This window comes from Pseudomonas psychrophila, assembly GCF_001043005.1.
GTDB classification, from domain to species: domain Bacteria; phylum Pseudomonadota; class Gammaproteobacteria; order Pseudomonadales; family Pseudomonadaceae; genus Aquipseudomonas; species Aquipseudomonas psychrophila.
In genome coordinates this window covers 74803-100749 of record NZ_JYKZ01000011.1, presented here as the reverse complement: position 1 = coordinate 100749, position 25947 = coordinate 74803, and the positions used below count along the sequence as shown (strand labels likewise).

The 25947-nt window shown below is 58.0% G+C and carries 18 protein-coding genes; 12 read left to right on the top strand and 6 right to left on the bottom strand.

Annotated elements, in window-relative coordinates; genetic code table 11:
• Nucleotides 1-53 precede the first annotated feature (53 nt).
• The 3 genes from TU76_RS19780 to msrA all read left to right on the top strand — a co-directional run bounded on the left by TU76_RS19780 (nt 54) and on the right by msrA (nt 5018).
• Nucleotides 54-1439 carry an alkaline phosphatase D family protein gene (locus TU76_RS19780; RefSeq protein WP_048352368.1) on the top strand — a complete coding sequence of 462 codons (1386 nt, stop codon included), beginning with the start codon at nt 54-56 and terminating at the stop codon, nt 1437-1439.
• 175 nt (nt 1440-1614) lie between these two features.
• The gene (locus TU76_RS19775) at nt 1615-4308 is read left to right on the top strand and encodes a putative bifunctional diguanylate cyclase/phosphodiesterase (RefSeq protein ID WP_048352367.1); all 2694 of its coding nucleotides are present in this window, start codon (nt 1615-1617) and stop codon (nt 4306-4308) included.
• A gap of 62 nt (nt 4309-4370) precedes the next feature.
• Nucleotides 4371-5018, top strand: a complete 648-nt coding sequence (gene msrA / locus TU76_RS19770; RefSeq protein ID WP_019825348.1) for a peptide-methionine (S)-S-oxide reductase MsrA — start codon at nt 4371-4373, stop codon at nt 5016-5018.
• Nucleotides 5019-5127: 109 nt separating this feature from the next.
• Here the strand turns inward: msrA and TU76_RS19765 are convergent, their stop codons facing one another.
• Complete coding sequence (locus TU76_RS19765; RefSeq protein ID WP_048352366.1) at nt 5128-5970, bottom strand: 23S rRNA (adenine(2030)-N(6))-methyltransferase RlmJ; 843 nt, start codon at nt 5968-5970, stop codon at nt 5128-5130.
• Between the two features lie 168 nt (nt 5971-6138).
• Nucleotides 6139-7626 carry a sodium/proline symporter PutP gene (gene putP, locus TU76_RS19760; RefSeq protein ID WP_019825344.1) on the bottom strand — a complete coding sequence of 496 codons (1488 nt, stop codon included), beginning with the start codon at nt 7624-7626 and terminating at the stop codon, nt 6139-6141.
• Between the two features lie 459 nt (nt 7627-8085).
• On the opposite strand from putP, the gene putA reads away from it, so the two are divergent.
• Nucleotides 8086-12039, top strand: a complete 3954-nt coding sequence (gene putA, locus TU76_RS19755; protein ID WP_048352365.1) for a trifunctional transcriptional regulator/proline dehydrogenase/L-glutamate gamma-semialdehyde dehydrogenase — start codon at nt 8086-8088, stop codon at nt 12037-12039.
• A gap of 87 nt (nt 12040-12126) precedes the next feature.
• Here the strand turns inward: putA and TU76_RS19750 are convergent, their stop codons facing one another.
• Nucleotides 12127-12789 carry a hypothetical protein gene (locus tag TU76_RS19750; RefSeq protein WP_048352364.1) on the bottom strand — a complete coding sequence of 221 codons (663 nt, stop codon included), beginning with the start codon at nt 12787-12789 and terminating at the stop codon, nt 12127-12129.
• Nucleotides 12790-13053: 264 nt separating this feature from the next.
• Between TU76_RS19750 and TU76_RS19745 the strand changes: the two genes are divergently transcribed.
• The 3 genes from TU76_RS19745 (at nt 13054) to selO (ending at nt 19795) form a co-directional block, all read left to right on the top strand.
• The gene (locus tag TU76_RS19745; protein WP_019825340.1) at nt 13054-14796 is read left to right on the top strand and encodes a potassium/proton antiporter; all 1743 of its coding nucleotides are present in this window, start codon (nt 13054-13056) and stop codon (nt 14794-14796) included.
• A 35-nt stretch (nt 14797-14831) separates the two neighbouring features.
• On the top strand, nt 14832-18179 hold the full coding sequence (mscK, locus tag TU76_RS19740; RefSeq protein WP_048352363.1) for a mechanosensitive channel MscK: 3348 nt from the start codon (nt 14832-14834) through the stop codon (nt 18177-18179).
• 152 nt (nt 18180-18331) lie between these two features.
• Entirely contained in the window at nt 18332-19795 is a 1464-nt protein-coding gene (gene selO, locus TU76_RS19735; protein ID WP_048352362.1) for a protein adenylyltransferase SelO, read from the top strand.
• Nucleotides 19796-19804: 9 nt separating this feature from the next.
• On the opposite strand, the gene TU76_RS19730 is transcribed toward selO, so the two are convergent.
• Together TU76_RS19730 and TU76_RS19725 are read right to left on the bottom strand one after the other, a co-directional pair.
• A complete protein-coding gene (locus tag TU76_RS19730; protein ID WP_019825335.1) occupies nt 19805-20206 on the bottom strand; it encodes a helix-turn-helix domain-containing protein in 402 nt (133 codons plus the stop codon).
• 5 nt (nt 20207-20211) lie between these two features.
• A complete protein-coding gene (locus TU76_RS19725; RefSeq protein ID WP_019825333.1) occupies nt 20212-20499 on the bottom strand; it encodes a type II toxin-antitoxin system HigB family toxin in 288 nt (95 codons plus the stop codon).
• 305 nt (nt 20500-20804) lie between these two features.
• On the opposite strand from TU76_RS19725, the gene TU76_RS19720 reads away from it, so the two are divergent.
• On the top strand, nt 20805-22601 hold the full coding sequence (locus TU76_RS19720; RefSeq protein WP_048352361.1) for an SLC13 family permease: 1797 nt from the start codon (nt 20805-20807) through the stop codon (nt 22599-22601).
• A 52-nt stretch (nt 22602-22653) separates the two neighbouring features.
• A complete protein-coding gene (gene trxC / locus TU76_RS19715; RefSeq protein WP_019825330.1) occupies nt 22654-23094 on the top strand; it encodes a thioredoxin TrxC in 441 nt (146 codons plus the stop codon).
• On the opposite strand, the gene TU76_RS19710 is transcribed toward trxC, so the two are convergent.
• A complete protein-coding gene (locus tag TU76_RS19710; protein ID WP_019825328.1) occupies nt 23091-23864 on the bottom strand; it encodes a ParA family protein in 774 nt (257 codons plus the stop codon). The two genes, trxC and TU76_RS19710, sit on opposite strands and share 4 nt — an antisense overlap.
• 337 nt (nt 23865-24201) lie before the next feature.
• On the opposite strand from TU76_RS19710, the gene TU76_RS19705 reads away from it, so the two are divergent.
• From TU76_RS19705 to TU76_RS19695, 3 genes are read left to right on the top strand one after another with little or no spacing between them, the layout of a single operon-like run.
• On the top strand, nt 24202-24921 hold the full coding sequence (locus TU76_RS19705) for a beta-ketoacyl synthase chain length factor (RefSeq protein WP_046809139.1): 720 nt from the start codon (nt 24202-24204) through the stop codon (nt 24919-24921).
• Nucleotides 24897-25709, top strand: a complete 813-nt coding sequence (locus tag TU76_RS19700; RefSeq protein ID WP_048352360.1) for a lysophospholipid acyltransferase family protein — start codon at nt 24897-24899, stop codon at nt 25707-25709. Before TU76_RS19705 ends, TU76_RS19700 begins: the two co-directional genes overlap by 25 nt.
• Nucleotides 25684-25944 carry a phosphopantetheine-binding protein gene (locus TU76_RS19695; RefSeq protein WP_019825325.1) on the top strand — a complete coding sequence of 87 codons (261 nt, stop codon included), beginning with the start codon at nt 25684-25686 and terminating at the stop codon, nt 25942-25944. Before TU76_RS19700 ends, TU76_RS19695 begins: the two co-directional genes overlap by 26 nt.
• Nucleotides 25945-25947 lie beyond the last annotated feature (3 nt).

The following is a 25947-nucleotide window of genomic DNA, read 5'->3' as shown; positions in this document are numbered from 1 at the left end:
AAAGGACTTTAACCACGCGATCAATTTCGCCTTACATCAGAAAGGATTTCGATGTGAACAGACCGACCGTTGGCCCGATTCTGGGATTTACCACTGCCCAACACGCCCGTATTTTTGTGCGCGGCGCATCCGATAAAAACAACGCCGTATTCGCGGGTATCCGCCATCGAAAGGCCGGTGAGAGCCAGTGGTCCGCAGGCGTGTATTCAAGGCTGAGCCCTGAGTTCGATATGTCCGACACCCTGATTCTGAGCGGGCTAGGCTCAAATACCCGCTATGAGTACCAAGCAGGCTGGTTCTCCACCACTCGCCTTGACCACACACCCGAAACCGTTGCCCAGACCCCGCTCAATTGGCCGTCAAATTTCTACACCTTCAAGACCACGTCGAACCAACCCAACCGTGTACGTCGCTACGTTTCAGGCTCATGCCGTTACCTCAGACTTACAGCAGGCATACCTTCGGCACCACAGTTGGGCGACGCGATTTTTAGCGCCATCAGCTCACTTAACCGCCAGAACCCTCTGGATGCCGTCGTGATGACGGGTGATCAGGTGTATGTCGACGACCTGAATGTCCTGTTGCCGGACCGCGAGTTCGCCGCTATCAGCAAAAAATACCAAGCGGCGTTTTCCCAACCCCATATCCGCAATCTGATGTCGGGCACGCCGACCTACATGATTCTCGACGACCACGAAATCGAAGATAACTGGCCAGCCAATCAGAGCAGTGCCGACCGGGAGCTCTATAACAATGCCATGACGGCTTATGAGATCTATCAATGCAGCCACGGCCCGGCACACGACCTGCTGCCCAACGGGCGCATCAACCGGGACCTGAGCCGCTACTGGTATTGGTTTGGCGATGGCGATATCGACTGGTTTGTCATGGACTGCCGTACTGAGCGCACGCTGTCTGGCAACGCCAAAAGCATGATCGGCACCCGACAGGAATACGCACTGCTGAAATGGCTGATCAACAGCACTGCCAAGGTGAAGTTCATCGTCAGCAGCGTGATGTTCATGCCCGATCAACAACGCGGCGATGATGGCTGGAAGGCATTCGCGGCGCAGCGCAACCGGATTCTTGAAACCATTCGCGCCAACGCCATCAAAAACGTGGTCTTCATTTCCGGTGACATTCACGGCTCTCTCACCTGCCAACTGACCCACAGCAAAAACCCGGGGTTTGTCGTGCACAGCATCGTGTCCTCACCTTTGTGCAATACCAAGTTGCTGCCGTATGCCAAAGCCAGTGATCTGGTCGTCAACGGCCCCCTGACGACGGTCGGCACAGGTACTTACACACTCAAGCTCACCAGCCGCGTAGTGAGTGAGGACAACTTCGCTTGCCTGACCATTGAAGGCCAGAAGCTCAAGGTCGATTTTCACAATAAAAATGGTCGAATCATCGAGTCAACGATCATTACGCTGACATAACTGCTAAACCTTGTCGTACGGCCTGCAGAAATCTGCCGGCCGGCCGATAAGCACCTATAGCACTTAGCCTTTATGTTCGCTTGTCAGCGCCATGAGCATGATGCAACCTTGCCGCAAACCACAGAAACAGGGTGACAGCCCGTGCGCAATCCGCATTTGTGAAGCGAGTGCCCTAATGAAAAGCCAACCCGATGCTGCCCCGCGGATGGCAGCCGAGGTCGTGACCCAGCTCCCAGTGCCTTCCAGGCTTGGCATGCTGCGTTTCGAACGGCTGAATGAAGCCAGCTGGGCCATGCTCTACATCGACCCTCACTGCGAACGCCAATTCGGTGTGCCCGCGGCAGAGCTGTGCGCGCTGGTTGGCTCGCCTTACGCCAGCTTGATGGAGCCTCAAGCACGCTATCGACTGCACGATGCCATTGAGCACCAACTCAGAACCAGCCACCACTACGTGGTGCATTACACCTTGCACACCACTCTCGGCCCATTGAACCTGATGGAATTGGGCGAAGCGTACAAACAGCACAACCGTCACTTCTTGCGGGGCTACCTGCTGGCGATTGAAGACAGCGCTGCCAGCCCGTTGCCAGCTCCTGTAGCTGAGCTTGAGACTCAAAACAGCCGCCTGCAAATCGCACTGGCACTCAACCAGCGCGCCCAGCACGATCAACTCCAGCACCTGGAACGCGTACGCGCCCAGCAAGACTTGATCCTGCGCCTGGCTCGCCACCGCTACAGCCAGCACAACTCGCTCAAAGAAGCCGCCGAACTGATCACCCGCAGCGCCTGCGACATCTATCAAATCGATGGAGCAAGCCTGTGGAACCTTGAAGGCAATCAGTTTTTGCCGGTTTCGGCTTTCCAACGCGAGACTCAGGCCCATATCGCGCAAGATAGCTTCGACGCCAGTCTGTTCCCCGACTACCTCGAAGCCTTGCACACCAGCCGCTCGATCGACGCCTCGAACGCCAATCGCGACATGCGAACCCGCGAACTGGTGGCAAATTTAGGGCCCTGCGAACCCGGCGCCATGCTCGATGCGGGCATACGCATCGATGGGCAGGTAGTCGGCGTGCTGTGCCTGGAGCAAGTGGGCAAGACCCGCGTTTGGCAGGCGGATGAAATCGCCTTTGCCGGCGAGTTGGCCGACCAGTTTGCCCAGGTCATCAACAACCATAATCGACGTACCGCCACCAGCGCCCTGCGCCTGTTTAAGCGCGCGGTCGAGCAAAGTGCCAACGCTTTTTTGCTGGTCAACTGCGACGGCGTGGTGGAATACGCAAACCCCAGTTTTACCGCCATCACCCAGTACAGCACCGAAGAAGTCCAGGGCCACAAGCTGTCCGAGCTGCCCGCGCTGGAAAACCTCAGCGAGTTACTCTTCGATGCCCATTCAAGCCTGAGCAATGGCAACAGCTGGCAGGGTGAGTTCAAAAGTCGGCGTAAAAACCTGGAACCCTACTGGGGCCAGATGTCGATCTCCAAGGTCTATGACGACAACCGGGAACTGACCCATTACATCGGCATCTACGAAGACATCACCGATGCCAAACTGGCGCAGCAGCGCATCGAGCGCCTCGCTTACACCGACAACCTGACCAATCTGGGCAATCGTCCGTCTTTTATCCGCAGCCTCGATGAACGTTTCGCCCGCAACAGCAGCACACAGGTTTGCTTGTTGCTGGTGGACATCGACAACTTCAAGCGCATCAATGACAGCCTCGGTCATCAGACCGGTGACAAGCTGCTGATCAGCCTGGCCCGCCGCCTGCGCAACAGCCTGAGCCCCAGCGACGGCCTGGCGCGCTTTGCCAGCAATGAATTCGCGGTGCTGCTGGACGACACTGACCTGGTGACCGGTCAGCAGATTGCCAGCCAACTGCTGATGACCCTCGACAAACCGATGTTCGTCGACAACCAACTGATCAGCGTTACCGGTTCGGTCGGGGTTGCCTGCGCGCCCTTGCACGGCCGCGACCCGCAAACCCTGATGCGCAACGCCGGGCTGGCCCTGCACAAGGCCAAAGCCTGCGGCAAGCATCAGGTGCAAGTGTTTACCGAAGCGTTGAATGCCGAAGCAAGCTACAAACTGTTTGTCGAAAACAACCTGCGCCGCGCCCTCACGCAAAATGAACTCGAAGTGTTTTATCAGCCCAAGCTGTGCCTTCGCACCGGGCGATTGCTGGGCATGGAAGCCCTGCTGCGCTGGAACCACCCCAAGAACGGAATGATCCGCCCAGACCAGTTCATCAGCGTGGCCGAAGAAACAGGGCTGATCATTCCTATCGGCAAATGGGTCGCCCGCCAGTCCTGTCGAATGAGCAAGCAACTGAGCCTGGCCGGGCTGGGTAATCTGCAAGTGGCGATCAACGTCTCACCCAAGCAGTTTTCCGACCCGGACCTGGTGGCCTCAATTGCCAGCATCCTCAAGGAAGAACAGCTCCCGGCCGCACTGCTGGAGCTGGAACTGACCGAAGGCTTGCTGCTGGAGGCCACCGACGACACCCGACTGCAACTCGATCAGTTAAAGAAGCTCGGTCTGACCCTGGCCATGGACGATTTCGGCACCGGCTATTCATCGCTCAGCTACTTGAAGAAATTCCCGATCGATATCATCAAGATCGATCGCAGCTTTATCAAAGACATTCCTGACAACCAGAACGACATGGAGATCACCTCAGCCGTGATCGCCATGGCCCACAACCTCAAGCTCAAAGTGGTTGCCGAGGGCATTGAAACCGCTGCACAGTTGGCATTCCTGCGCCGCCATCGCTGTGATGTGGGCCAGGGCTATCTGTTCGATCGCCCGATCCCCGGCAGCGAACTGATTGAAAAACTCAAACGCTACCCGCGTGGCCCCGCGGCCTGACAGCGCGGCGACACTCGGGCACACTAGCGGCTTCCTACACTCTGACTGAGAGGACTTGAACCATGGTCTTGCGCTCGGAAATCCTGGTGAATAAAAACGTGCTCCCTACTAAAGAACAAGCCCTGCCGGGCCGCGACACACACGTACAGTTGCCGGAAACCCACTACGTCACCGGCGAACCGCTGCTGGGCCCGTTTTCAAAGAATGTGGACTTTGCGATTTTTGGCCTGGGCTGCTTTTGGGGTGCAGAGCGCAAGTTCTGGGAACGTGAAGGCGTGGTCAGCACCGTAGTGGGCTATGCGGGCGGCTACACGCCGAACCCGACTTACGAAGAGGTCTGCTCGGGCCTGACCGGTCACACCGAAGTGGTGCTGGTGGTCTACGAGCCAGAAATCGTCAGCTACAAGCAATTGCTGGCAATGTTCTGGGAACTGCATAACCCGACCCAGGGCATGCGCCAGGGCAACGACATCGGCACCCAGTACCGCTCGGTGATCTACTGCACCACGCCTGAGCAACTGGACGAAGCACTGGCCAGCAAGCAAGTGTTCCAGGCTGAACTGGACAAGGCAGGCCTGGGCACCATCACCACTGAAATTGAGCAGGCGCCAACGGTCTACTTCGCCGAGGCGTACCACCAGCAATACCTGGCAAAGAACCCACAAGGTTACTGCGGCATTGGCGGTACCGGCGTGACTTGCCCGATTTGATGTAGCACAAAAAACGGTGGGAGCGGGCTTGCTCGCGATGCAAGCGACCCGGTGTTTCTGTTACACCGCATCGCCTCGATCGCGAGCAAGCCCGCTCCCACATTGGTTTTCAGCTATTTTCCGCGATCAACCACTCCATTTGCCAGCCACCCTGGGTTTGCCCCAGTTTCTTGGCCAGCCACGGCATCAGCTCACGCAGTTCTTCTTCCAGCCCCCAAGGCGGGTTGGCAATCGCCAAACCCGAGCCATTGAGGCTGTTGGGCGTGTCCAGCGGGTGAACGAACAACTCTACCTGCAACAACTTCGGCGCGCCTGAACCCGCCAGGTCCTGATAAAAACGGCGCAGCTGGCGCTTGTCCTTGATCGGGTACCAGATCGCTACCACGGTCTGACGCATACGGCTGATCGCGTCTTTCAACGATTCAGCGCAGCGCTTCATCTCGTCCAGCTTCTCGAACGGCGGGTCAATCAGCATCAACCCACGCTTCTCGGCCACCGGCAGCAGCGCCCGCGGCACATGCCAACCTTCGCCCAAATGCACGGCGACGCGGCGATCGCCTTTCATGTTGTCCTTGAGCAACACACCGTCTTCGGGGTGTTTTTCGTTCAACAGCACGCGGTCCTGGGAACGGGTCAAGCGACGCGCCCACTCCGGTGAACCCGGGTAATAACGCAACTCGCCATCCGGGTTCATCTTGTGCAGCACTTGCATGTAGTCATCAGTCACTGCAGGCAGGTCTTTCTGGCCCCACAACCGTGCGATGCCTTCCAGATACTCACCCGTACGGCTGGCCTGATCGCCCTTGAGGTCGTACAGACCAATACCGGCGTGGGTATCGAGGTAGGCAAAAGGCTGCTCTTTGCGCGACATCAGGGCGATGAGGCGAGTCAAGACGATATGTTTGAAGACGTCGGCATGGTTGCCGGCGTGGAAGGCGTGACGATAGTTCATGGTTGCTCCTGCGCAGGGGGCGAAGTTTACCTTGTACGTAACCTGACGTCAGGTGGCAGGCCGTTTTTCCGAGATACGGTGAATAAGGCACAAACAAAAAAACGGCCCGTCTCACCAGGAGACGGGCCGTTTCAGAACACCTTCAGGTCAGCGCATGCGCTTGCCCGATCAGTGGTTTTGCTGGAAATCTTTCTCAGCAGCATTAAAGCGCTCAACCATGCCCTTGGTCGGGCCTTTGCCCATCAGGCTCGCCAGTACGATGGCCAGGCTGGCCAGGATGAAGCCCGGGATGATTTCATACAGGCCGAACAGTTCGAAATGCTTCCACACGATCACGGTGATGGCACCGACCAGAATACCGGCCAATGCGCCATTACGGGTCATGCCTTTCCACATTACCGAGATCAGTACAACCGGACCGAAAGCAGCACCGAAGCCTGCCCACGCATAGCTCACCAGACCCAGAACACGGTTTTCAGGGTTGGCCGCCAGGGCGATGGCGATCAGTGCAACCAGCAGAACCATGGCACGACCGACCCACACCAACTCCACCTGGGACGCATTTTTACGCAGGAAGGATTTGTAGAAGTCTTCAGTCAGGGCGCTGGAACACACCAGCAACTGGCAGCTCAGGGTACTCATTACTGCAGCCAGAATGGCCGACAGCAGTACACCGGCAATCCATGGGTTGAACAGCAATTTGGCCAGTTCGATGAACACGCGCTCAGGGTTTTCATTCACAGGACCTGCCACTTCCGGATGTGCCGAGAAGTAAGCGATACCGAAGAAGCCCACAGCAACCGTACCGACCAGACACAGGATCATCCAGGCCATGGAGATGCGACGCGCCTTGGCGATCGACTTGACCGAATCAGCGGCCATGAAACGCGCCAGGATGTGCGGTTGGCCAAAGTAACCCAGGCCCCAGCCCATCAACGAAATGATGCCAATAAAGGACGTGCCCTTGAGCATGTCGAAGTTGCTAGGGTCTTTGGCCTCGATGGCCAGGAAGGTCGTGTCTACGCCGCCAGTGGCCAGCAGCACGATGATAGGCGTCAGGATCAGCGCGAAGATCATCAGGGTGGCTTGAACGGTGTCAGTCCAGCTCACGGCCAGGAAGCCGCCGATGAAGGTGTAGGCAATGGTCGCCGCAGCGCCGGCCCACAAGGCTGTTTCGTAAGACATGCCGAACGTGCTTTCAAACAGACGGGCACCGGCCACGATGCCGGACGCGCAGTAAATGGTGAAGAACACCAGGATCACGACGGCCGAAATAATCCGCAGCAAACCGCTTTTGTCTTCAAAACGGCTGGAGAAGTAATCCGGCAGGGTCAGCGCATCACCGTTGTGCTCGGTCTGTACCCGCAGGCGACCGGCAACAAACAGCCAGTTCAGATAAGCACCGACCACCAAGCCAATGGCGATCCAGCTTTCCGACAGACCGGACATGTAAATCGCGCCTGGCAAACCCATCAACAACCAGCCGCTCATGTCGGAAGCGCCAGCAGACAATGCAGTGACAACACTGCCCAGGCTACGGCCACCGAGAATATAGTCAGAAAGGTTGTTGGTGGAGCGATAGGCCATGAGGCCGATCAGCACCATTGCCGCGATATAGATCACGAACGTGATCAGGGTTGGGTTACTAACACTCATTGATAAAGCCCTGGCATTGTTTTTATGTTTAGCGGCGGTCTGGCCGTACGCTCACAAACGTCCTGTTTGAGACGATCAACCTTGCCGCGCATTTATGACTGATGTTTCCCCAGGAAATCCATCAGCCGATGAACCCATCTTAGTAGGAGGTTGCACCTTGGGCGCGAATGCTATGCAACAAAGCAAATAAGGTGCAACCAGTTTCTACCGCCCAAGTTGCACCTTGTCGCCTTTTCGCCTTAATTCGGTGTTTTTGCTCCTTTTCGGAGCAAAAACAGCGCAAAACCAATAAAAAAGCACCACACCAGTGCTCCGCTCTCTTCCCATTCAAAAAATCCTGACGAAGCGTAGAACAATCCGCAAAAAAACGGGTTGCACTAGGTTGCACCTCTTTCAGCGCAGCGCTAATCTTGCCGCCAGCTGCTGCCACGCAAATGTGGCACCCATGAGGATAAAAATATGGCTACCACCACCCTTGGGGTCAAACTTGACGACCCTACCCGCGAGCGCCTCAAGGCTGCCGCGACCTCGATTGATCGCACGCCACATTGGCTGATCAAGCAGGCAATCTTCAATTACCTGGAAAAACTCGAGGGTGGTGCAACCCTGACCGAGTTGAGCGGCATCCCTGGCAACGCCAGCGATGACGCCGACGACGTGCAAGCCGATCACGCACATCAGTGCTTCCTGGAGTTTGCAGAAAGCATCCTGCCCCAGTCCGTACTGCGTGCCGCAATCACTTCTGCTTACCGTCGCCCGGAGCCAGAAGTCGTGCCAATGCTGCTCGAGCAAGCGCGCCTGCCTGCACCGATGGCAGAAGCCACACAAACCCTGGCTGCCTCGATTGCCGAGAAACTGCGCAATCAGAAGAGCGCCGGTGGCCGTGCCGGTATCGTGCAAGGCTTGCTGCAAGAGTTCTCCCTGTCGTCCCAGGAAGGCGTAGCCCTGATGTGCCTGGCCGAAGCGCTGTTGCGTATTCCGGACAAAGGCACCCGCGACGCCCTGATCCGCGACAAGATCAGCACCGGCAACTGGCACCCGCACCTGGGCAACAGCCCGTCGCTGTTTGTTAACGCAGCGACCTGGGGCCTGCTGCTGACCGGCAAGCTGGTGTCGACCCACAACGAAGCAGGCCTGACCTCCTCCCTGAGCCGCATCATCGGCAAAAGCGGCGAGCCGATGATCCGCAAGGGCGTCGACATGGCCATGCGCCTCATGGGCGAGCAGTTTGTGACCGGCGAAACCATCGCCGAAGCCCTGGCCAACGCCACGCGCTTTGAAGCCAAGGGCTTTCGTTATTCCTACGACATGCTCGGTGAAGCTGCACTGACCGAACATGACGCCCAGAAATACCTCGCGTCCTACGAGCAAGCCATCCACTCGATCGGTAAAGCCTCCCACGGACGTGGCATTTACGAAGGCCCGGGTATTTCGATCAAGCTGTCGGCCCTGCACCCGCGTTACAGCCGCGCCCAATACGAGCGCGTGATGGACGAGTTGTACCCGCGCCTGCTGTCGCTGACGTTGCTGGCCAAGAAGTACGACATCGGCCTCAACATTGACGCCGAAGAAGCTGACCGCCTCGAAATCTCCCTCGACCTGCTGGAGCGCCTGTGCTTCGAGCCGCAACTGGCTGGCTGGAACGGCATCGGTTTCGTGATCCAGGCTTACCAGAAACGCTGCCCGTACGTGATCGACTACGTGATCGACCTGGCTCGCCGCAGCCGTCATCGCCTGATGATCCGCCTGGTGAAAGGCGCCTACTGGGACAGCGAAATCAAGCGCGCTCAGGTTGAAGGCCTGGAAGGCTATCCGGTCTACACCCGCAAGGTGTACACCGACGTGTCCTACATCGCTTGCGCGAAAAAGCTGCTGGCCGTGCCAGAAGCCATCTACCCGCAGTTCGCCACTCACAACGCCCAAACGCTGTCGGCGATTTACCACATCGCGGGTCAGAACTACTACCCTGGCCAGTACGAATTCCAATGCCTGCACGGCATGGGCGAGCCGCTCTACGAACAGGTTGTAGGTAAAATTTCCGAAGGGAAGCTGAACCGTCCGTGCCGCGTGTACGCTCCAGTTGGCACCCACGAAACACTGCTGGCTTACCTCGTTCGTCGCTTGCTGGAAAACGGTGCGAACACTTCGTTCGTTAACCGCATCGCCGACCACACGATCGCGATCCACCAGTTGGTGGCCGACCCGGTGAGCCAGATCGAGCAGATGGCGACAGCGGAAGGCGGCTTCGGTTTGCCGCACCCGCGTATCCCGCTGCCGCGTGACCTGTACGGTAGCGAACGCGCCAACTCCAGCGGCATCGACATGTCCAACGAACACCGCTTGGCGTCGTTGTCCTGTGCCTTGCTGGCCACGGCCCACAACGACTGGAAAGCCGCGCCGATGCTCGGTTGCGATTCCAGCAGCGAAACGCCTGCGGCTGTCCTCAACCCGGCAGACCTGCGTGACGTGGTCGGTTATGTGCAAGAAGCCACCGTTGAAGATGCCGACAACGCTATCCAGTGCGCCCTGAGCGCCGCGCCGATCTGGCAGGCCACCCCGCCTGCTGAACGCGCTGCGATCCTGGAACGCGCCGCGGACCTGATGGAAGCCGAGATCCAGCCACTGATGGGCCTGCTGGCCCGTGAAGCGGGCAAGACGTTCGCCAACGCCATTGCCGAAGTGCGCGAAGCGGTCGACTTCCTGCGCTACTACGCGGTACAGGCTCGCAACGATTTCACCAACGATGCCCACCGCCCGCTGGGTCCGGTGGTCTGCATCAGCCCGTGGAACTTCCCGCTGGCCATTTTCAGCGGTCAAGTAGCTGCGGCACTGGCTGCCGGTAACCCGGTACTGGCCAAGCCTGCGGAACAAACACCGCTGGTAGCGGCTCAAGCTGTGCGCATCATGCTCGAAGCGGGCATCCCGCAAGGCGTGCTGCAATTGCTGCCAGGTCGCGGCGAAACGGTCGGCGCGCGCCTGGTCGGCGACGATCGGGTCAAAGGCGTGATGTTCACCGGCTCCACCGAAGTTGCACGCTTGCTGCAACGCAACGTGGCAGGCCGTCTGGATGCTCAAGGCCGTCCTATCCCGCTGATCGCCGAAACCGGCGGCCAGAACGCCATGATCGTTGACTCCTCGGCGCTGACCGAACAAGTGGTTATCGACGTGGTGTCCTCAGCCTTCGACAGCGCCGGTCAGCGTTGCTCCGCATTGCGCGTACTGTGCCTGCAGGAAGATTCGGCAGACCGCGTCATCGAAATGCTCAAAGGTGCCATGGCCGAATCGCGCATGGGTAACCCTGAGCGCCTGAACGTAGACATTGGCCCGGTGATCGACGCCGAAGCCAAGGCCGGGATCGAGCAACACATCCAGGGCATGCGCGACAAAGGCCGCACTGTTTACCAGATGGCCATTGCCGATATCGAAGAGTGCAAGCGTGGCACCTTCGTCATGCCAACCCTGATTGAACTCGAAAGCTTCGACGAGCTGGAGCGTGAAATCTTCGGACCGGTGCTGCACGTGGTGCGCTACAAGCGCAAAGACATCGACCAACTGATCGCACAGATCAACGCTTCGGGTTACGGCCTGACGCTGGGCGTACACACCCGCATCGACGAAACCATTGCCAAAGTGGTCAACAACGTCAACGCCGGTAACGTCTACGTCAACCGCAACATCGTAGGCGCTGTGGTCGGCGTGCAACCGTTCGGCGGCGAAGGCTTGTCGGGCACAGGCCCGAAAGCCGGTGGCCCGCTGTACCTGTACCGCCTGCTGTCTACCCGTCCGGGCAATGCAATCGAGCAATCGTTCGCCAAGGTCGATGCCATCAGCGCTCCGGACACCCAGGCCCGCGAAGCCCTGAGCAAACCACTCAGCGCCCTGCAAACTTGGGCAACCGGCAACCAGCAACCCGCGTTGGCAGAACTGTGCACCGAGTACGCTGCGCATTCACAAAGCGGCATCACTCGCTTGCTCAACGGCCCGACCGGCGAACGCAACAGCTACGCCATTCTGCCGCGCGAACACGTGCTGTGCCTGGCTGAAGTCGAAAGCGATCTGCTGACCCAACTGGCTGCGGTACTGGCTGTGGGCAGCACCGCCGTACTGCCGCAAAGCGAACTGGCAAAGGCCTTGTACGCCCGCCTGCCAAAAGAGGTGCAAGCACGCATCACGCTGGTGGCTGACTGGACCAAGGACGACGTGATCTTCGACGCCGTGTTGCACCACGGCGACTGCGATCAGTTGCGTGACGTGTGCCAGCAAGTGGCCCAGCGCGCAGGTGCCATCGTGGGTGTGCAAGGCTTGTCCCAAGGCGAAACCAACATCGCCCTGGAGCGCCTGGTGATCGAGCGCGCACTGAGCGTCAACACCGCTGCTGCTGGTGGCAACGCGAGCCTGATGACCATCGGCTGATGGTTTGAGCAGGCACTAAAAAACCGGGCACCCGAAGGGGTTGCCCGGTTTTTTTATGGGTTGAGGCTTTGCGAACGTAAAGAAGGCTCAGGCCTCGAGATTCATCGCGGTGAAAAAAATGAAAATCCAACCTAACCAAAAATAGCCAAACACCCCTACCCAGATTCCGTTGGCAAACGATAAGGTCGAATTACTATGGCCTTCGGGGTCGGCTTCCAAAAAGTTGATAGCTCTCTGGGCACCTGCCAGCAAAAAACCGAATACGCCTAAGATCATGACATTGGCGACAACTAGCCACGCAGGAATAAAGGTGGCATTACCTATCACTGAAGAAATAATGCACGCGACTGTAATGGCAAAAATCAATGTTCCACGCACGACTGGGGACCACTCGTAAGCTCGTCCCGACTCACTTAGTGACTTTTGGACTTTAGAGAACAAGGAGAAAATCATTAACGCCCCGAAAAAAGCACGAACTGCCGGCCAGACCTTGACCCCAGTCGCCAACCGATAGTGCTTCCAGTGTTCATAAAACCAGACAATCGAATACAACCCCATCGTCATGAAATACAGGACCATGAATTTCTTCACGGAAATCACAAAGAACGTGTGCACACTCTTAGCCGGTGTTGATTCTTCTGACTCAGGATTATCTTTTTTCAATAGAGATGACGGCATTTTTTCGCCCCGCAGAGTTAAATTGAGGCGGAAGTAGACAGAATAAGTCCAACAATGAAATGCAGTCCCCATCTCGTATTTTCGTCAGAAGATGCCCTGATACCCACCATACTGCGCACATGACGGTATCCAACCATTGCTGCTGGCCATGTCAGAAATGCAAAGACACTGCGCCAAAGCATCAGATGCAGCGTGCGAGGCTTGTTTGGATTTGGAAGACAACCACCCCGCACAAAACCTTTTTGACAGCCCGCCAATAACGCAGGTTAGAATCGCTGGCACGTAGACTGCATGAGCCGTTTGCGCCCTGCCTTTTAGTTTTCTGGAGTACTGCCTTTGAATGCGACAACCATCAACAGCCTGTTCTTGATCGGCGCGTTGCTGGTAGGTGCAAGCATTCTGGTAAGTTCCCTGTCCTCACGTCTGGGCATCCCGATTCTGGTCATCATCCTTGCGGTAGGCATGACGGCGGGTGTCGATGGCGGCGGCATCATTTTTGACAACTATCCCACTGCCTATCTGGTGGGTAACCTCGCCCTGGCGGTGATTTTGCTCGACGGTGGCCTGCGAACGCGGGTCTCCAGTTTTCGAGTGGCGCTATGGCCCGCGCTGTCGCTGGCCACAGTGGGGGTGATGATCACCACCGGACTGACTGGCTTGATGGCCGCCTGGCTGTTCAACCTCAACTTGATCCAGGGGCTGCTGGTGGGCGCCATCGTCGGTTCGACCGATGCGGCAGCCGTGTTCTCGCTGCTGGGAGGCAAGGGCCTGAACGAACGGGTCTCGGCCAGCCTTGAGATCGAATCCGGCAGCAACGACCCTATGGCGGTGTTTCTCACCGTCACCCTGATCGACATGCTCGCCAGCGGTGAGACCCGCTTGCACTGGACGCTGCTACTCGATTTGCTGCGCGAATTCGGAATCGGCGGCACGGTCGGACTGGCCGGTGGCTGGCTGCTGCTGCAAATGGTCAACCGCATCAATCTGGCCAACGGCCTATACCCGATTCTGGTGATCGCGGGCGGACTTGTGGTATTCGCCTTGACCAACGCCCTGCACGGCAGCGGCTTCCTCGCCGTCTACCTGTGCGGCCTGGTGGTCGGCAACAGCCCGATCCGCAGCCGTCACGGTATTTTGCATATGCTCGACGGCATGGCCTGGCTAGCTCAGATCGGCATGTTTTTGGTTCTGGGTCTGCTGGTGACGCCCCATGACTTGCTGCCGATCGCCATTCCCGCCCTGGCCCTGGCCCTGTGGATGATCCTGTTCGCACGCCCACTGTCGGTGATGGTTGGCCTGCTGCCCTTCAAGGCGTTCCACGGCCGTGAGAAAGCCTTCATAGCCTGGGTGGGCCTGCGCGGCGCGGTGCCGATCATTCTGGCGGTATTCCCGCTGATGGCCGGGCTGCCCAATGCTCAGCTGTATTTCAACCTGGCATTCTTTATCGTGCTGGTGTCCCTCCTGGTGCAAGGCACCAGCCTGCCATGGGTCGCCAAACTGCTCAAAGTGACAGTGCCGCCTGACTTGGCGCCCGTCTCCCGCTCGGCACTTGAAGTGCATGTCACCAGCGAGTGGGAACTGTTTGTTTATCGCCTAGACGCACAAAACTGGTGCATCGGAGCTGCCCTGCGTGAACTGAAAATGCCCGAAGGTACCCGGATCGCGGCCTTGTTTCGCGATCAAAAACTGCTCCATCCGTCGGGTAGCACAACCCTGGAAATTGGCGATTTACTCTGTGTCATCGGTCACGAACACAACTTGCCCGCCCTGGGCAAACTGTTCAGCCAGCCGCCGAGCCGCGGCCTGGATCTGCGCTTTTTTGGCGACTTTGTGCTCGAAGGCGACGCCCAGTTGGGCGCTGTGTCGGCGTTGTACGGCCTGAAGCTGGACGGCATCGACCCCAACATCCCGCTCAGCAGCTTTATTGCGCACAAGGTCGGCGGCGCGCCGGTGGTCGGCGACCAGGTGGAGTGGAACAACACCATTTGGACTGTCGCCGTTATGGACGGGAACAAGATAGCCAAAGTGGGCGTCAGATTCCCCGAAGGAAGTGCACCGGGGCCCGGGCTGTTCCTCTAAACTCCAACTTTCTGACCTTTGTCTGACCGGTATCTATGCCAACTCTGCGCACGTTCATCGCAACAGTCCTGCTCGGTCTGAGCCTTTGTGTCGGCACGCTGCACGCTGCCGAACCGCCCACCACCGAATCGGTGCAGCAAAGCCTGGACAAAATTGCTGATCGCAAGCTGCCAGACGCTGACCAGAAAGCCCTGCAGGCGGTGCTCCAGCAAACGCTCACCCTGCTGGACAGCAAGTCTGATTACGAACAACGCCTGAACGACGTCAAACAACAGCTCAGCAATGCGCCGCGCCAGACCAGCGAAAACCAGCGTGAACTGGCCCGCCTCAAGGCCAGCAAAGCCATACCCGTGGCCCAGCGTTACAGCGACCTGTCCGTACCGCAGCTGGAGCAAATGCTGGCTGAGCGCACCACCCAACAAGGCGAACTGCAAAAAGCACTGGCCATCGCCAACAGCCAGAGCATTGCGGCGCAAACCCGACCAGAGCGGGCTCAAGCCGAAATCAGCAATAGCCAGACACGTATCCAGCAGATCAGCAACACCCTGAAAACCGGGCGCGACAATGGCAAATTGCTCACCCCCGATCAGCGCAACCAGCTCAACGCCGAAGCCGCCTCGCTCACGGCCTTGATCGCCCTGCGCCGTCAGGAACTGGCCGGCAACAGCCTGCTGCAAGACCTCAGCGGCAGCCAGCACGACCTGCTGCTGGAAAAAACCACGCGCCAGGATCAGGAAATCCAGGAGCTGCAAACCCTGATCAACCAAAAGCGTCTGGCGCAGTCGCAACAGACCGTGACCGAACAATCCATCGAGGCTAAAAAGTCCGGCAGCAGCAGCCTGCTGGCGACTGAAAGTGCGATCAACCTCAAGCTTTCCGACTACCTGCTGCGCAGCACCGACCGCCTCAATGAAGTCACCCAGCAGAACCTCGAAACCAAGCAGCAACTGGATAACGTCACCCAAAGCGACCAGGCGCTGGATGAGCAAATCAACGTGCTCAAGGGCAGTTTGCTGCTGTCCAAAATTCTCTATAAGCAGAAACAGGCCCTGCCGCGCCTGCAGAAAATGGACAAGAATCTGGCGGACGAAATCGCCGATATTCGCCTGTACCAGTTTGAAATCAACCAGCAACGGGAACTGATCAGCAACCCTACGTCCTACGTCGACAACCTGCTCTCGACCCAGCCTGCCGATCAAGTCACTCCCCAGCTGCGCAAAACCCTGCTTGAACTGGTCAACACCCGCAGTGATCTGCTGGACCGCCTGAACCGCGAGTTAAGCTCCCTGCTCAACGAATCGATCACGCTGCAACTGAACCAGAAACAATTGCTCAGCACCGCCCAGAGCTTGCGCTCCACCCTGGACGAGCAAATGTTCTGGATTCCCAGCAACAAACCGCTGGATCTGGAGTGGCTGGAAACTGCCCCGCGCCAGCTTGAACAGCAAGTCACCACCCTGCCCTGGGGCTCCAGCGTCAGCGAGCTGGCAGAAGGCCTGGTAGAAAGGCCGCTACTGTTCCTGCCGTTCCTGCTGGTGGTGGCCGCCCTGCTGTGGAAGCGCAGTTATCTCTACAGCAAATTGAACAAAATCCATCAGGACATTGGCCACTTCAAGCGCGACAGCCAATGGCATACGCCGCTGGCGATTCTGATCAATATTTTGCTGGCAATGCCCATTTCCCTGGCACTGGCGCTGTGCGGCTATGCCCTGCAAACCGATGCCAGAGGCATGAACGCCAATACGGGCGCGGCGCTGATCCAGATGGCCGAAGCCTGGCTGGTGTTCTATACGGCCTACCGGATTCTGGCGCCTGGCGGCGTGGCCGAACTGCATTTTCGCTGGGAAAAATCCCTGGTCTCGTTCCTGCAAAACTGGATTCGCAAGCTCGGCTTTGTAGTGCTGGCGCTGGTGGCCGTGGTCGCTTTTGCCGAGCAACAACCCGCGGCACTGGCAGACGACGTACTGGGCATCCTCGTGGTGTTGAGTTGTTATGCCGCCATGGCCTGGCTGCTATGCCGTCTGCTGCTCAACGACTTCGAGACGGCGACAAAAGCCTATCGCCTGCGCAAATTGCTCGGGTTTGCCTTTGCGCTGTTGCCACTGGCATTGTTCGTTGCCGTCTGTTTTGGCTACTACTACACCGCGCTGAAACTCAGCGACCGCCTGATCAACACTCTCTACCTGCTGATGTTCTGGCTGGTGGTCGAAGCGGCCTTTGTACGCGGCCTGGCGGTTGCGGCACGGCGCCTGGCTTATCAACGCGCACTGGCCAAGCGTCAGGCAGCCAAGGAAGCGGGCGAAGGCAACGACATCATCATTGAAGAGCCGACGCTGGACATCGAACAGGTCAACCAGCAATCGCTGCGCCTGATTCGTCTGGCCCTTCTGGCGGGCTTTATCGGCATCTTGTATTGGGTATGGGCCGACTTGATCTCGGTATTCTCCTACCTCGACAACATCACTCTGTACGAATACACCAGCGGCAGCGGCGCCAATATGAGCATGGTGCCCATCAGTATTGGCGACGTGATCGGTGCGCTGGTCATCATCGGCATCAGTATTGCGCTGGCGCGCAACCTGCCCGGGCTACTGGAGGTGCTGGTGCTGTCTCGCCTCGACCTGGGCCAGGGCAGCGCCTACGCCACCACCACCCTGCTGACCTACGTGATCATCGGCGTGGGCTTTGTCTCCACCCTGTCGACCCTGGGCGTGAGCTGGGACAAGTTGCAATGGCTTGTCGCCGCGCTGTCAGTAGGCCTGGGTTTCGGCATGCAGGAAATTTTCGCCAACTTTATCTCCGGGATCATGATCCTGTTCGAGCGCCCGGTGCGTATCGGCGACACCATCACCATCGGCAACCTGTCGGGCACCGTGAGCAAGATCCGCATTCGTGCGACCACCATCACTGACTTCGACCGCAAAGACATCATCGTCCCGAACAAGACCTTTATCACCGGGCAACTGATCAACTGGTCCCTGACCGACACCATCACCCGCGTCACCCTCAAACTGGGTGTGGACTACGGTTCGGATCTGGATCTGGTGAAAAGCCTGCTGCTCAAGGCTGCCCAGGAGAACCCGCGCGTACTCAAAGACCCTGAGCCACACGTGTATTTCCTCAACTTCGGCGCCAGCACCCTGGACCACGAACTGCGCATGCACGTACGTGACCTGGGCGACCGCAATCCGGTGATCGACGAAGTGAACCGCTTTATCAACCGCGAGTTCAAGAACCACCAGATCAACATCTCGTTCCAGCAGATGGAGGTGTACCTCAAGAACTTGCAGGGTCAGGAGTACAAGTTGGTGCCAGTGGGACCTGAAATCCCGCCCGAGCCGACTCCACCGCCGCAAAAACCGCAGTTGGGCAAGCTCGACTGAGCGCAGCGACATACCAACACATGACGTGTGGGAGCGAGCCCGCTCGCGAAGGCTTTAAAAGATAGCGCGTCCGCGCTTGAGATCTTCGCGAGCAGGCTCGCTCCCACAGAGCATGTACGCCAAGATCACTTTTTGTTTACTGGAGACGGTCATTGAAAGCCCTCGACGAACTGACTTTTGATAACCGCTTCGCTCGGCTGGGTGACGCGTTTTCGACTCACGTACTGCCAGAGCCTATCGACGCACCGCGCCTGGTAGCTGTCAGCAATCGCGCGTTGGCGCTGCTCGACCTCGACCCGGCGGTCGCCCAGGACCCGGTGTTCGCCCAACTGTTTGGCGGTCATACCTTGTGGGCCGACGCCGAACCCCGCGCCATGATCTATTCGGGCCATCAGTTCGGCTCCTACAACCCGCAACTGGGTGATGGCCGTGGGCTATTGCTGGGCGAGGTCTATAACGAGGCGGGCGAGCACTGGGACTTGCACCTCAAGGGCGCCGGCATGACGCCCTACTCGCGCATGGGCGATGGCCGCGCCGTGCTGCGATCATCGATCCGCGAATTTCTCGCCAGCGAGGCGCTGCACGCGCTGGGCATTCCCAGCAGTCGCGCCCTGTGCGTGATCGGCTCCGATACCCCGGTATGGCGCGAGACACAGGAACGCGCAGCCATGGTCCTGCGCCTGGCGCCCAGCCATGTACGCTTCGGGCATTTCGAATATTTCTACTACACCAAGCGCCCAGAGCAGCAAAAACAGTTGGGCGAGCATGTACTGGCCCTGCACTTTGCCGAGTGCCTGGAGCAACCCGAGCCCTATCTGGCGATGTTCCGCGAGATCGTCGAGCGTAACGCCGAGCTGATTGCCAAGTGGCAGGCATACGGTTTTTGTCACGGCGTAATGAACACCGACAACATGTCGATTCTGGGAATCACCTTCGACTTCGGCCCGTTCGCCTTCCTGGACGACTTCGACGCCAACTTCGTCTGCAACCACTCCGACCACGAAGGGCGCTATTCCTTCAGCAACCAGGTGCCTGTCGGCCAGTGGAACCTCAGCGCACTGGCCCAGGCCCTGACGCCGTTTATCAGCGTTGAAGCCCTGCGCGAAACCCTGGGGCTGTACTTGCCGCTGTATCAAGCGCACTACACCGACCTGATGCGCCGCCGACTGGGCCTGACCACCGCCGAAGACGGTGATCAACTATTGATCGAAACCCTGTTGCAACGGATGCAAGGCAGCAGCGTCGACTACACCCTGTTCTTTCGTCGCCTGGGCGACTTACCCGCAGAGCAGGCCGTGTCGCGCCTGCGTGACGAGTTTGTCGACCTAAAAGGGTTTGATGAGTGGGCCGCGCAATACGTTGCCCGGGTCGCCCGTGAAGGCGTAAGTGATGAAAGCGCACGGCGTGAGCGCATGCACGCGGTCAACCCGCTCTACATCCTGCGCAACTACCTGGCGCAAAAAGCCATCGATGCAGCGCAAGCCGGGGATTACAGCGAAGTACAACGCCTGCATGACGTGCTGACCCAGCCGTTCACCGAGCAAGCGGGCATGGAGGCCTATGCCGAACGCCCGCCCGAGTGGGGCAAACACCTGGAAATCAGTTGCTCGTCGTGATGCAAAACCTCAGATAAACATATCCACAGGCACTTTGAAGTAATCCGCCAGCCAGCGTATCTGCCGAACGTTGAGCTGGCGCTTGCCGCTGAGGATTTCGGACACCACCGATTGGGTACCCACGCCCGGCAAGTCGCTTTGGGTCAGCCCGTGCTCCTGCATCACCGAGCGCAACACATCGACACCACTGACCTTGGGCATCGGCCGATGCTCGAGATCGTAGGCTTCAACCCAGTCACCGATGATGTCCACCAGGCTCATCAAGGGATGACTCTCATCGTCGCCAATCAAGTCGGTCAAGCCATCAAGGGCTGCGACCAACTCATCGTAATCGGCTTCGTTTTTCGGTTTGCGCAGTAGAGGCGCCACGAATTTCCAGTGCTCAGCCGCTTGTGTGATCAATGGGTTCATAGTTCTTACTCCTTCCAATTGCCCTTGTCATAGTCACTGTGATCGAGCACATGACGAATGTAGAGGCGCTGTACCCGATAACGCACCACGGCGATCAGCCGCAGCTTGTTACCTCCAATATTGAAAACGTGAAACGAACCGACCTTGTCGGTAGCAGGGAAAAACGACCTTAACGCGGCAAAGTCTTCGGGTTTGAGAACCTTGATCTTGCGGTACCACTCATCGAGAGCGCTCGCCGATTGCGGCCATTGTTCTTTCGCTTCCCAAATACGCTTGGCTGTTATCACTCGCATGCAACGTCCCTATCGCATCTTGCTATGGAGGTTAAGTCAGGGATCAGATAATCGCAATGTGCGATATTCACGCCCTGACAAATGGCGCTGTGGTTGTCTCGCTTCAAAGCCTAGATAAAGGCTGTACAACCGGCTCAGGACTGTATGAGCAAATACGTCCCCCCGGCGTCTGCATAACCAAATCGCATAACAACCTGCCCAAACAGTCTTAGACGAACTAACTCACCCTGATTATCGTGACGCCCGCGCGGCGGCTATGGCCTGACCGATACCTCATACGAGATTCGTTGCATTAAGGAAGACCCATGTCCTGGGACTCGCTCCCCCTGCTGTTTGTTGCCGCTTTGCTGGTGTGGCTCTTGGTGTCGTTTGTGCGCGAGAAGTGGAGCGCCGATGTCGTAGCCGCCATTGGTGTCGCCGCCCTGTTGGTCACGCAAATACTGACGCCACACGAAGTGTTGAGCGTGCTCAGCAACTCGGCGCCTGCCACGATTGCCTGCATGTTTGTGCTTTCGGCTGCGCTGGAACGCACCGGCTGCATTGATGCCCTGGGTAATTGGCTGGGCAACCTGGTAGGCGACAAACCGCTGCGGGTGCTGGGTGGGCTGATGATCACCGCACTGGTCATTTCGGCCTTCCTGAACAACACCCCCGTGGTGGCCATTTTGACACCCGTGGCGATTGCCCTGGCAAAGCGCTCCCACAGTTCGCCGTCCAAACTGCTGATCCCGCTGTCTTACGCCACGGTACTGGGCGGGATGCTGACGATGATCGGCACCTCGACCAACATTCTGGTAGACGGGGTTGCACGCAAAGCCGGGCTCGCGCCCTTCGGCATGTTCGAAATCACTCAGGCCGGGCTGATGTTTGCCGCCGTGGGCTTTGTGTACCTGATGATTTTCAGCAACCGCTTGCTGCCTGATCGCGACAGCCTGTCCAAGCAGTTGCGCCCGGATCTGACGCGAACCTTCATGAGCGAACTGCTGGTACCCCACAATTCGCCCGTGATCGGTAAAACCCTGACCGAAGCCAACCTCAATGGCGGCAGCGGTCTGCAAGTCCTGAAGATTTTCCGTGATGAGCAGGAGCTTTCGACGCCCGAGTCCACCACCCAACTGCGCAGCGGCGATCGCCTGGTGCTGCACGGGCAAGTACAGAATGTGGTCGAGCTGCGCGAAAGCGGCGTGCTGGCCTTCAACCGTGGCGATGCGTTCGAAACCATCAGCAACCACGACGTCATCCTGGCCGAGGCCATCGTGGGCCGTAATTCCCGCTACAGCCACCGTCCCATGCGCGACCTCGACCTGACGGCGCGTTACGGCATTGCGGTGCTTGCGGTGCATCGTCAGGACGAGAACATTCAAGGCAACCTCGACGACCTGCATCTGCAATTCGGGGATGTGATTCTGGTTGAAGGCACACCCAGCCAGATTCGTCGCTTCGCCGAAAATGGCGACTTGATCAGCCTCAATACTGTCCTGGAGCGCGCATACCGCCGCGACAAGGCGCCAATTGCAATCATTGCGACCCTGGCCGTGATGGTTCTCGCGGCACTGGAAGTCATGCCCATCGAAGGACTGGCACTCATCGCCGCGGTGACGGTAGTCGCCACCCGCTGCCTGGATGTGCAAGACGCTTACAAGGCGGTGGACTGGAAAATCCTCAGCCTGATTTTCGGCATGCTGGCCATCAGCATTGCGATGGAAAAAGTAGGCCTGATCAACCTGGTCGTCAGCCAGACCATGGCCGCGATCCCTAATGCCGGACCGTTGCTGATGCTGGGGTTTGTCTACTTACTGACCAGCATCCTCACCGAGATCCTCTCCAACAACGCCGTGGCCGTATTGCTGACGCCGATTGCCATTGGTGTGGCGCAACAGATGGGCGTGGACCCTCGGCCTTTCGTGGTGGCCGTGATGTTCGCTGCCAGCGCCAGCTTTGCCACGCCGATTGGCTACCAGACCAACACCTTTGTGTATAACGCAGGCGGGTACAAATTCAGCGACTTTTTGCGCATCGGCATCCCGCTGAATGTACTGATGCTGATTGTGGCAATGCTGGTGATTCCCTGGATCTGGCCGCTGACGCCAGTGGCGGGTTGAGCAATCATCTGCTGAACTGCACGCTCATGAGCCCCCTTGTAGAGAACGACCAATGACCGAACCGCTGCTGATTCCCTGCCCACACTGCAACGGCCTGAACCGTATTCCCGCAGAGCGCATCGGCGAGCACCCCAAATGCGGGCGCTGCAAGAATGCGGTGCTGCTCGCCAAGCCCTTCGATCTTAAACAAACCGACTACCCCAGCCAGATAAAGGGCGACTTGCCGCTGCTGGTGGATGTATGGGCTGAGTGGTGCGGACCGTGCAAAGCCTTTGCCCCGGTATTTGAACAAGCCGCCAGCCAACTGATCGGTAAATGCCGACTGGCCAAACTTGACAGCGAAACCAATCAACAACTGGCCGGACAATTAGGGATACGATCGATCCCGAGCCTCATTCTGTTTAAAAATGGCCGCGAAGTCGCTCGCCAGAGCGGTGCGCTGCCGTTGCAGCAACTGACCGCCTGGCTGCGCAGCCAGGGCATCAACGCTTAAGCGTTCTGATCCAGATAATCGTGCAACTCCACGAACTGCTGGGTCAGCTTGTGCCGCGGGTCGAAGTGAATCAAAGGCTGACAAGCCTGATGGGACTCGCGCATACGCACGGAGCTGCTGAGGTACATCGGCAGCACCGGTAGCCCTTCCGCGATCAGTTCGTCGAGCATTTGTTGAGGCAGGCTGGCCCGGGCCTGGAACTGATTGACCACAATGCCTTCGACCATAAGATCTTCATTGTGGTCTTCTTTGAGCTCTTCGATTTCAGCCAAGAGGCTGTACAAGGCCTGACGGGAAAAACTATCACAATCGAATGGGATCAATACCCGATCACAGGCGATCAACGCCGATACTGCATAAAAGTTCAATGCGGGGGGAGTATCGACATAAATGCGGTCGTAGTCTTCGGCCAACTCATCAAGCAGCTTTCGCAGCTTGTTGATCTTGTGTTTGGCCTCAAGTTTTGGCTGCAAATCGGCCAGTTCGCCGGTGGCGGTCACAACGTGTAAGTTTTCGAAGGGTGTTTCGTAAATATCTACACGATTTTTCTTCGAGCCGACTCCAGCTGACAAGCTGTGCTTAAAGAAGTCGGCAATACCCATGGGGATATCGTCGCCGGTCAGTCCGGTCAGGTATTGAGTGGAGTTGGCCTGGGCATCCAGATCTACCAACAACGTGCGATACCCTTCGCTGGCACTGACTGCAGCCAGGTTACACGCGATGCTGGACTTGCCCACACCGCCTTTTTGGTTGAACACCACGCGACGCATTTCAAAACCTCCGTGTACCAATGAGTACCCGAGTGTAGATGTCCTTTGCGCGGCTTAGCTACCTTGCTCTGAAATGAACTACAGCTCAAAGACGCTTATCTGCAAGGACCTACGAACAATTCTGATTTCAGCAGCACGTTTGACCTACGTGTAGACCAATACAAGCAAAAAGACACCACCTTTCTTCTAAAACGCACAAAAAACATACTTGAAGTGTAAGCAATATTTGCTACAAGCCAACTGCACCGGGATAATGTCGCCACTCTGTATTAGGTGCGGCATCGACTGATGTCCACTTTCGCATCAAGGAAGCCTGCAAAGGCGGGATGAAACTCCAGTGATCAATTTCAATATCGCCGCGTGGCGCGCCTGGGCTCCGGGCCTCGACAGCGTGGCCGATTGGCAGGCCTGGAGCCAGCAACCCAGCGTACTCCCCGCCAGCAATGCAGCACCGGATGTCTCGTTTCTTCCCGCCATGCAACGTCGTCGCCTTAGCCGTTTGGCACGCATGGCATTCAGCGTCGGCTGGCCACTGGCAGATGGCCATGAAGCATTGCCTCTGGTATTCGCCTCACGTCACGGCGAAACCCCACGCACGTTCGACATCCTCAGCGACCTCGCTGCCGAACAGCCTCTTTCCCCGACACAATTCAGCCTTTCGGTGCATAACGCCGTCATCGGGCTGTGGTCGATCATGCGTGGCGAAACAAGCGAAATGACCGCCATTGCCGCAGCTGGAGATGGCCTGGAACACGGCCTGATCGAGGCCTGTGCGTTGCTCAACGAAGGCGCGCCCGCCGTACTGCTGGTCATCACCGAAGAGCAACCGCCACACGCCTATGCCCAGTGGATTGATGATGTGCCCTTCCCTTATGCCGTCGGCCTGCTGCTGACCCCTGGCATGCAATGGCAAATCTCCCTCGCCACCAATGCCACCGGCATCGAAAAAGCCCCGTGGCCTCATAGCCTCAACCTGTTGCGCCACCTGCTCGATGAGCAGGCGTCCTTCCAGCACGCCTGGAAAGACCGCGTATGGAACTGGCAACGCAGCCTGTGAGCGAGCGTCGCGATGCTTATAGTTGGCGCCTGATCGCCACGGCCATCAGCTTTGCACTGTTCGGCCTGGGTTGCCTGTGCCTGCGCATCGTGATTTTCCCGGTGCTCAGCTGCCTGCCGGGAGACGCCGTTCGTCACCGCGAACGCGCTCGCGCAACTGTCAGCCGGTTGTTCTGGCTGTTTATCCGCACGATGGCCCGCATGGGCGTGCTGACCTATGACGTACAAGGTGCCGAACGGCTCGGGCGCCCCGGCCAGATGATCATTGCCAACCACCCGTCGCTTATCGATGTGGTTTTTTTGATCGGTCTGGTGAGGAATGCCAATTGCGTGGTCAAAGAGAGCCTTTGGCAAAACCCGTTTACCCGCAGCCCCGTGCGTGCCACGCAATACATCAGCAATGATGGCAGCGTCGACATGCTCGATAACGCCGCGCAAGCCCTGCAGGAAGGCCAGACCCTGATCATTTTTCCTGAGGGCACCCGTACGCAGCCGGGCATGACACCCGCCTTTCATCGCGGCGCCGCCGCGATAGCACTGCGGGGTGCGAAGATCCTCACCCCGGTGGTGATCAAGGTCAGCCCCACCACGCTGACCAAGGCCGAACCCTGGTACCGCATACCCCATCGGCGCGTGCACTTCAGTTTCCGGGTCGGTGCCGATATAGATCCAAACACCTTTACTGCGCTGGGCCCGCCGCCTAAAGCCTCGCGCCTGCTCAATGACTACGTGCATGACTACTTTATTAAGGAGCTCGCCACAGATGAGCGATCTGAAAAGCGACATTAAACAGCTGATCATCGATGCCCTGGGCCTTGAAGACATCAGCGTCAGCGATATTGGCGATGAACAAACCCTCTTTGGCGAAGGCCTGGGGCTGGATTCGGTCGACGCGCTTGAGTTGGGCCTGGCGATTCAAAAAACCTACGGCATCAAAATAGACGCCGACGCCAAAGACACTCGCAATCATTTTTCAAACGTGGCCAGCCTTGCGGCTTTTGTCACGGCCAAACAGGCAGCCTGAGAC